This window comes from Chitinivibrionales bacterium, from assembly GCA_014728215.1.
Classification (GTDB): Bacteria; Fibrobacterota; Chitinivibrionia; order Chitinivibrionales; family WJKA01; genus WJKA01.
The window spans coordinates 1-9,087 of record WJLZ01000201.1 but is presented as its reverse complement, the minus strand read 5'-3'; the positions used below and the strand labels follow the sequence as shown (position 1 = coordinate 9,087).

Below are 9,087 nucleotides of genomic sequence, written 5' to 3'. Positions count from 1 at the left end.
ATTGCTGGATTATACCGCAAATACTTTATTGCAATGAAAGACCCGCCCCCCATCTCTGTTGTTATGCCGGTCTGTAACGGTGAGTCAACCATCGAGCGGGCAATCACCAGTATCCTCACCCAGACCGGACCCGATCTTGAGTTGATTGTTATCGACGACGGCTCCGGCGACCGCACCGGTCCGATTATTGCCCACCTTGCGGAACAGGACCACCGAATCAGAATACTCACCTTGCCCCACGGCGGCATTGTCGGAGCACTGAACGCGGGTCTCAACAGTGCCCGGGGACGGTATATCGCCCGCATGGATACCGACGATATCTCATTACCCCGGCGCCTGAAGCTCCAGTCCGACTACCTTGATACCCACACAGCGTGCGGCCTGGTTTCATGTTTGGTGGATATCCCCCCGGCACGGCAAGACAACCGCGGCTACCGGCACTATGTGACCTGGACAAACTCGCTGCTTACCCACGAGGAGATTGTTGTCAACCGGTTTGTGGAGTCGCCGATATCCCATCCAAGCGTGATGTTCCGGCGGGAGTGTGTCGATCAATTCGGTGGCTACCGGGAAGGCGATTTCCCCGAAGATTACGAGTTGTGGCTCAGGTGGCTGGAAGCAGGCGTTCGCTTTGAAAAACTGCCCGAAACCTTGTTGCTCTGGACCGATTATCCTCACCGCCTGTCCCGCCGAAACAACCGGTACTCATCCGATGCCTTCTATCACTGTAAGGCACCCTACCTGGCACGGTGGCTGAAAGCCAATGTTGACCGCCCGGTCTATGTATGGGGTGCAGGTAAAACCACCCGCAAACGGGTGCGGATGCTGGAGCAGGAGAGCGTCTCACTTACCGGATATATCGATGTTGATCCCAAAAAGATCGGCCACGACAGGCTGGACCTTCCGGTACTGGATTACCGGAACATTCCCGGGCCGGATGATGCTTTTGTGCTCGTGTATATGGCCACCCGTGGTATGCGGGACCGGATAGGGGAATATCTGACACAACAGGGGTTTGCCGAAGGCGCCGGTTTTCTCTGCTGTGCCTGAATAATGACCTGTTCCGGAAGTTAGGTGTTTTCGCTTGATGATATCGGGATAATCGAACCGGATTTTGTACCGTTATTTCCGCTACCTGCCAGCATGCCCCGGTGTTCCTGTGTAGCGTGTCCCGTCACACCAAATTTCCGAGACAGCCTCCCGCCAGTTGGTACCGTAATTGTTATACTCGGTATCTGCTGGAAGTGAATCCAGAACAATGGAGGTTTTTGCCGATGAAGAAAGCTTTGGCCAACCCTGAATGTTGTCGTCATTTTCATAGGCGACCCAGTCGACCGGGAGATCAACACCGCAATCCCTGCGGTAGAGTGTTACCCAGTTGCTGGTTGAGTACAGATCGAAACTACAGGTATCGTCAACCCATCCCGAATCGATCCATCCAGCAACCCCGGCGGCCCTGTTGGCCACGACATAGTACTCCCCGGCGGCGATATCGACTGCCGTGAAATACTTGCGGGATCCCGATATGTCGATTATCAATGAGTCCAGTGAGACCGGCACTGCGGCGGGATTGTGTATTTCAATATAATCGCATGAAGCGTCGGCGCCCGACCCGGCGGTGAACATGATTTCGGAGATGACAAGCAGGTTTTCGGACGAACGCTGCTCATCAGGGAGCGAGACCGTGCTGTCGAGGATGCCCCGGACCAGGGTCACCTGTGAAGAGTTTATGGTGACATCGAGCCCGACCGTGCCGACATTTACAAAGGACGCTTCGATGGTGGTGTTTTTTGCCGCAAAAACGAGATTGTCCCGCCGCCAGGCGCCCCCGATTGTGTCGCCCGCATCGGTAATGCCCGCGATGTAGAGGGTGCCGGTTTGTCCGTAGGGTATGTTGTCGATACCGGCAAAGGTTTTTGACGACCTGGGAACAACGGTGCTGTAGGTTGCGCCGCCTGCAACAAAAAAGGCGGCATACACCGATTCAACCGAGGTGGGGATTTCAAACAGATCGATATAGATCGATCCTCTGGCCGGTTCGAGGATGAGATTGACGGTAGCATGTTGGTTGGGCGCCAGACAAATGGTATCCCGTGCTTTATCATGAATTATGAGGCCATCGCTGTTGACGGTCCAGGCCTCTATTATGCGCTCGCTCCCTGCCGGCACTTTCTCGAGTGTCTGAGAGGCAATGCCTGTGGGAGTAAGAGGGAATGCCTGCCTGATCGTATCCATATCATGGGCAACCATACGGACCACCAGACTGTCCCAGGTCGTTTCCAGGGTTGCCTGCTGCTTGGAAAGAGTGCTCGCCCTTGTCCGGACCCGTACCGTGACCTGTGCCGGGTCAGTGATATCAGGATTCATTGGACTGACCGCACAGCCGGCAAAACCGGCAACCCACACGAGAAGAGCAGTACGTAAATAATTCATTCTGTACCTCCGGATTAAACATTGTGAAACGAACCGTTCATGGTTATCCCGTTCAATCAATTTCTATGCCACCCGGAACCAAAACATGTAAACCTTCTAATATCAATATGTTACCACTGTTGAACATTTGGGGGCACATCTATGGTCAGTCGCAAATATGCGCCTTCGTTCATAGAGGGTCGCAATTATGCGACCATGCGGATGATTAACCGATTGTTTTGAAGATATTCGGCGCATGATAACCGAGGGTGCGGCAAAAACATGCCTTCAATTGACTTAAATCGGCGAAATTGATATTTTTGAATATATGAATCATTGTCAAAACTATAATATAATCCGCAAATTATATTCGTTCCTGTCCTCACACCCTGAAATCATCGGCTGGAAAGATTCTGAAAAAAGAGAGCTTCTGCCGGTCGCAATCGATTTCAGCCTGCGGAAGAATTGTCTCGCGCGGAAATGACTATCCAGAAAGAAGATAATAGTACCCGGAATACGGTTATCCAGGTGGCTGAGGAAGGCAATTGTCTGGGATGTGGGACCTGCGAGGCAGTCTGCCCCAAAAAGTGTTTGCGGGTTTCTCTGAATTCCCGTTATGGCCGATATCTCCCTCTCATCGACCAGGACACCTGTAACAATTGCGGAAAATGCCTTTCGGTGTGTCCCGGGCGTGAAATTCTTATCGACCAGTTGGCGAAAGAATTTATAAAAAGCGATTATCATCGTCCACTCCTGGGAAATTACCGGGAACTATTGCTGGGATATGCATGCAATGCATCGATTCGATATAACAGCGCATCTGGTGGCCTGGTTACTGCACTGCTTTTGTATGCGCTGGAAAAAGGGCTGATTGATGGAGCACTCATTCTCGGAACCGATCCCCGGAATCCACTCCATACTATCCCCCTGATTGCCCGTAACCGCAACGACATTCTTTCAGCCATGGGATCGAAATACTGCCCTGGTGCGGTGAACAGGGGCCTGCGGGAAATCCTTGATATCCCCGGACGGTATGCCGTCGCAGGACTCCCCTGTCATGTTCATGCACTCCGAAAGTGGCAACAACAAAGCCGGGTGCTGCGTGAGCGGATCAAATACGTTCTCGGCCTTTTCTGCGCGAATATGTCGACCCATTTTGGAACCGAATACTTTCTTCGGAACAAAAATATCTCCCCCAAAAACGTAACAGGCCTGCGCTACCGTGCCGGCGGATGGCCGGGGGTCATTCAGGTAACAACGAACAGGGGTACCAGGGAATTCAAGAGGGGTACGACCGAAAAAAACCGGAAAAAGCGTCGGCTTTTGACCTCCGCGTTCCATTATGATTTCACGGTTCCCCGCTGTCTTGTCTGCCCGGATCAAACCTGTGAGCTGGCCGACATCTCCTTTGCTGATCCTCACCTGCCGGAATTGCGCCAAAAGTATAGTGACGGCATTTCGTGGAGCATTGTCCGGAACAGAAATGTAGCCGACCTGATTTCTGCGGCTTCCGCCGACAACTATGTCTGGGTGGAGCCCTTTCCTCTCGAAAAAGCATTAGAGGCCCAGAATTACAAATATAAAGAAAGCGTCGGCGGCCGGATAGCGGTCTGGAAAAGGAAAGGAAGGCATGTTCCGGTGTTTGGAAAGGATTTTGAAAGCACCCTGGAAGCGGAACAAGCGGCCGAAATGTACTGGTGGTCCTTTTACAGTCATAACCGAATGCTTTGGCCGTTGATCAAAATAACCTGTATCATAGGCAGAAAGCGATTTTCGAACCTGAGGAACAGATCAATGAGTATTCAAGAGAAGATAGCAGGATTATGGAAAAAATGAAAATATTTGTTTCAGGAGCATCCCTAAGCATGAACCTCGGCGGGCCGTCAATTTTTCACGGTCTGGTGAAAGTGCTCAGACATGCTTTTCCCGATTGCCGTATTGTTTACCATGAAGCAACCAACATTTCTGAAAAACCGGAAAGCAGCCCCGTGAGTAGTCCCGATTACCCGGATGTTCGATTCGTATACGGGTCACTGGATAGCGGGAATCAGACTAAAGGAAAAAGAAAGTTGCTTCGCTCTATGTATAACTACACACGCCATTTCGGCCCCTTAATCGGTCGGGTCTGGAGAAAACAGTTCGGTTCCTATAATATTATCGCTGAGCAGGGAGCGGAGATAGCGGAAGAAATCAGGACTTCAGATTTGTATATCGAAGCCTGGGGAATTGCTTTTGCAGATTCCCTCAGGAAAATGAAATACAAGAGGTATATAAAGAGTAATTCCTTGATGAAAACAGCAGCGTTTTTTGGTATCAAATCGGTTCATTATACAGCAAGCTACGGCCCCATGAATCGGATCTGGAGCAGACTCGCAGCCCAAAAAGCGCTCGGGTCCCTTTGTTCACTTGTTTACTGCAGGGAGATTGAATCACAAAACAACCTGCTCTCCTGTGGAATCCCTTCCGAAAAGCTGATTGTAGCTCCGGATACCGGTTTCCTGATGCCCTCTGTTGCCGACCCACAACTTAAACCCGATTCTTCCCGCCCCTGTGTAGGCGTTTCGGTAAGCCACCAGATTCATCGGCAGTGGTCTTCGGAAACACCCTATATCCAACTGATAGCACGGATTTGCGATCGTATCAGAAAGGAATGGAATGCCCGGATACTTCTTATCCCCAATGAGCTTTCGGATAAGCGTTACGATGACACTGCTGTTGCTGAAGACATTCTGTTACAGATTAGTGAAAAACAGGATATTGAGATTTATCCTGCCCGTCAGCGAACCGCGCCGGAGCAAAAGGGTGTAATAGCACACTGTGACCTTCTGATAGCGAGCCGTTATCACAGCATTGTGGCGGCGATGTCAAAAGGAACTCCCACAGTGGTAGTAGGATGGCACCACAAATACGGAGCTCTTCTTGACAGATTCGCACAGGAAAACTGCGGTTTATCATGCCGTGACTGTGATGAAACCCGGCTCTGGAATCTGTGCAAAGAGATCTGGGCAAATCGCCGCGAAATTAAAAAAACAATCACTACCCGGATACCTGAATTGGAAAATGAGATTTATACTGCCGCAGAAAAGATGCGATCGCTGTTCTGTTCGGATATCGGTGTTTGATTTGCACAGGGTAACTAACAGCAGTATACACCAAATCTGTAGGTTTCCGGATCCCACCCATATTCTTTATAGTATACTTACAATAATCATTCAACTTGCTTTTAAATGATACAACCGCAACGATAGTATTTGCAGAGATTTTTGGTTTTTTCGGTGTTTCCTTTACTGCGGATCGGCTATTTGTAAAAGCCTCTCGGTTTTGAATGTATTTTAATTGAAATATATACTCACCCTTACATATCGATAGTGGTATTCAGAACATTCTCTTTCCGCATTGCGGAAAATCCAATGAGCGGCTTCGGCCGGAAACACTATTCGTCATCTTACCAGAAAGGAAACCGGTAATGGTTTTTACACAAACGCAATTGGAACGCTATGCCGATGTCCTTCTGTGGGGACTTCAAACCGCGCGCACAAAGCCATTCAAAGCCTATGACAAAGTTATTCTCAGGATCGAACGTGATGCACTTGATCTTGCAGAAGTTGTTCACAGGAAAATACTGGAAAAACAATGGGTCCCGGTTATGAAACTTTTTCCTACTCCCACGATGGAAAAGCAGTTTTATACCGTTACCGATCAAAAACAGCGTCGATTTATCGGTCCCTGGGACAAATCCCTGTACGAAAATGCCAATGGTTCTATCGTCCTCTCAGCACCGGCTTCCCTGACCCATCTTAAAGAAGTCGATCCAAAGCGGATCAATGATTATTTGCTTGCCCGGAAAACAATGCGAAAAATCATGGAACAGCGAGAAGAAAAGGGACTTCTGGGATGGACCCTGTGTACCATACCCACCAGGGCGCTTGCCGAAAAGGCCAGCCTGAGCATCAAAGCATATACCAATCAGATAATCAGGGCCTGCTATCTCGACGAAACCGATCCTGTCAAAAAGTGGGCGGAAATCCACAGGGAATCGCAAACAATCAAAAAATGGCTCAACAGTCTTCCTGTCAAGTCTTTGCGCCTCGAGTCCTCCTCATGCGACCTGACCATCTCGCTTGGAGACAAACGACGGTGGATGGGCGTCTCGGGACACAATATCCCATCATTTGAACTGTTCACCTCTCCCGACTGGCGCGGTACCGACGGCGCCTATTGTGCAAACCTTCCCTCCTATCAAAGCGGGAACCTGGTAAGCAATATCAAGCTGGTATTCAAAAAAGGAAATGTGATTTCGGCGGAGGCAGAACAGGGTGGACCCTTTCTCAAACAGATGATCGCCATGGATGCCGGCGCAAAACGGCTTGGTGAGTTTTCACTTACGGATAAAAGGTTCTCCAGAATTAATAAATTCATGGCCGATACGCTCTTCGATGAAAATTTCGGGGGGTCACACGGCAATTCCCATATTGCAGTCGGTCAATCATACTCGGATACCTATAACGGAAACGTATCCGCTCTCACTGCCGAAAAGAAAAGGCGGCTTGGTTTCAACACCTCGGCCCTCCACTGGGACATGGTCAACACCGAAGACAAGACGGTTACAGCCATCATGAAAGACGGGTCACGAAAAATTATTTACGAGCACGGGTCCTTTTTGCATTAAAAAAAAAAGGCGCCCCACAAACTCGGTAACACCGGGTGGAAGCGGATGCATTTCACCCGGGATTTGTGCCGGATACCCGATCGCGTTCAAAATCATACTTAATACTTCGTAAAGAAGAGGTTCGCTATGGACGGTAATAATCATGCCGTTTTTCAGCTCGATTCCCGGTACATTCCACAAAGGATGACTTAGAGTCCCTAGAAATCATCTCATAAATGGACATGATGACCCGAGGCCGAGCGAAAAGCCGAGTGCCGCGAAGCCCGAAGCAGACATATCCGCTGAGATATGGCGATGCAGCCAAACGAAGCCAATGGGTTTTAGCAGCCGGCCAGAGCAGGACTTCATTTTGTTGGGGACTCTTATTTACTTGAGGGTGACGCTTCTATTCTGCTGTAAACAATTCTACGCGCCTGAAGGCGGTTTTTTTTTCAGGAGCCCTTCGATAATAATGGGTGACAGGATTGCGGTAATTATTGCCACAAGAGCTATCGCCGACACTATCGATTGCGGTACCATCTCGGGTGCTATCCGGTGAGCCTGGTGAATAATAATCATCGCTACTTCAGCCCGCGGGACCATACTTATCCCTAATGTCAAAGCCTGCCTGCGGCTCGTATACAGCATAAACGGAAAAATCGTTCCCGCAAGTTTGCCTGCAACGGCTGCCGCCAGAATAATGAGGCCGGTGGCCCCGGAGGACGTGATAAAAGAGGGGGCAATGCTGAATCCGATCGAGATAAAGAAAAAGGGGCTGAAAAGATCATAAAGCGGCTTAAAGGAGCTTTCGCACTTGACGGCTTCAGGGTCGCGACTGAAAGCCAGACCTGCGAAAAAAGCGCCCATGGCCATTGAAAAGCCGAAAAGACCTGCCGCGGAGGCGACAATAAGCGCAATTGCGCTGATGGTTATAACAAGATCCTGTTCCGGTTCAAGGCCCCTGATAAAATGGGTAAGCGGTTTTTCAATGTATCTCATGAAAACAATACAAAGAACACTGAAAACGATAATGCGCAACAAAAATGGGGGGATCGTCTGTTTCAGTGCAGAAAAGGCATTACCCTGTTCCGATGAGATGAAAAACAGAACAAATGCCATGAGAACGATGCTTGATATGTCGTCCAACTCGGCGACTTCTACGAGTAATTGCCCCTCCTTTGTATCGAGCGCATCGGCACTCTCTCAGCTCATCACCGATATTCCGATACTCGTTGCGGTTAATGCAACTGCAATTATCATACTGATAACCATACCGGCATCGAGAAGATACCGTGCGGCGCCAAAGCTGGCCGCCCCGCTGATCACTACATTAATCAACCAGACCAGACTCGCCTTGCTGAAATATTGGATAAGCTTTCCTAATTTGCTGTGAAGACCGATATTGAATAAAAGGACGACCACACCGATTTGCCCGAGGATTTCGATCACCTCCAAAAATCCGGTTTCAGCCCGGTCAAACCGGTCGAAGATAAAATTGAGCAGAAACCCAAGCAGTATCCACCCGGTGAGAGGAGGGAGTTTCAACCGGCCGGAAAGCGATTTGATGAGCAGCGAAAGTGCTATGACAATACTGACCGAAAATAAAACCGGGATATATTCATACATGACCGGTTAAAAGGCAATAATTATGCCATAACCACAATACTTACAGTACCTACAGAAAAAGGCTTCAGTGTATCCGATGAAACATACTCGATTTTGCGAATCAACCAATTGTATTATCAAATCTGCTAAAATGTATTGCTGCCGGAGCTTCTGGACGGGATTTACAGGACATGCAAAGAATTTGCTGAAAAAATTGCGGTTTTCTGCTTATATATAAATATTCCCAATCACGATTATGCCGTCGATGATATCATCCACCACCCCGGCTTTGATATGAATTACCTATGTTATACAGCCGTTTTTGAGGTTTCCTTGAATAACGGCCCGAGACAAGGTACGCTCATTTTGAAAAAGCCACAAAAAGACGTATATTAAATCGAAAATCAAAAATCCTATGCTCT

Annotated in this window: 7 protein-coding genes; 4 read left to right on the top strand and 3 right to left on the bottom strand. The window is 49.0% G+C overall.

What is annotated here, in order from left to right; all coding sequences use genetic code 11:
* Positions 1 to 33: 33 nt before the first annotated feature.
* Complete coding sequence (locus tag GF401_18325) at positions 34 to 1,050, top strand: glycosyltransferase (GenBank protein MBD3347015.1); 1,017 nt, start codon at positions 34 to 36, stop codon at positions 1,048 to 1,050.
* A gap of 81 nt (positions 1,051 to 1,131) precedes the next feature.
* Here the strand turns inward: GF401_18325 and GF401_18320 are convergent, their stop codons facing one another.
* Positions 1,132 to 2,433 carry a hypothetical protein gene (locus tag GF401_18320; GenBank protein ID MBD3347014.1) on the bottom strand — a complete coding sequence of 434 codons (1,302 nt, stop codon included), beginning with the start codon at positions 2,431 to 2,433 and terminating at the stop codon, positions 1,132 to 1,134.
* 459 nt (positions 2,434 to 2,892) lie between these two features.
* Between GF401_18320 and GF401_18315 the strand changes: the two genes are divergently transcribed.
* The 3 genes from GF401_18315 (at position 2,893) to GF401_18305 (ending at position 7,081) form a co-directional block, all read left to right on the top strand.
* Entirely contained in the window at positions 2,893 to 4,248 is a 1,356-nt protein-coding gene (locus tag GF401_18315; protein ID MBD3347013.1) for a 4Fe-4S dicluster domain-containing protein, read from the top strand.
* On the top strand, positions 4,236 to 5,534 hold the full coding sequence (locus GF401_18310) for a hypothetical protein (protein MBD3347012.1): 1,299 nt from the start codon (positions 4,236 to 4,238) through the stop codon (positions 5,532 to 5,534). Before GF401_18315 ends, GF401_18310 begins: the two co-directional genes overlap by 13 nt.
* 344 nt (positions 5,535 to 5,878) lie before the next feature.
* Positions 5,879 to 7,081: an aminopeptidase gene (locus tag GF401_18305; GenBank protein MBD3347011.1), complete on the top strand. Its 1,203-nt coding sequence runs from the start codon at positions 5,879 to 5,881 to the stop codon at positions 7,079 to 7,081.
* Positions 7,082 to 7,486: 405 nt separating this feature from the next.
* Here GF401_18305 and GF401_18300 read toward each other — a convergent pair whose 3' ends face one another.
* The gene (locus GF401_18300; GenBank protein ID MBD3347010.1) at positions 7,487 to 8,206 is read right to left on the bottom strand and encodes a hypothetical protein; all 720 of its coding nucleotides are present in this window, start codon (positions 8,204 to 8,206) and stop codon (positions 7,487 to 7,489) included.
* Between the two features lie 57 nt (positions 8,207 to 8,263).
* A complete protein-coding gene (locus tag GF401_18295) occupies positions 8,264 to 8,686 on the bottom strand; it encodes a hypothetical protein (protein ID MBD3347009.1) in 423 nt (140 codons plus the stop codon).
* Between the last annotated feature and the right edge of the window lie 401 nt (positions 8,687 to 9,087).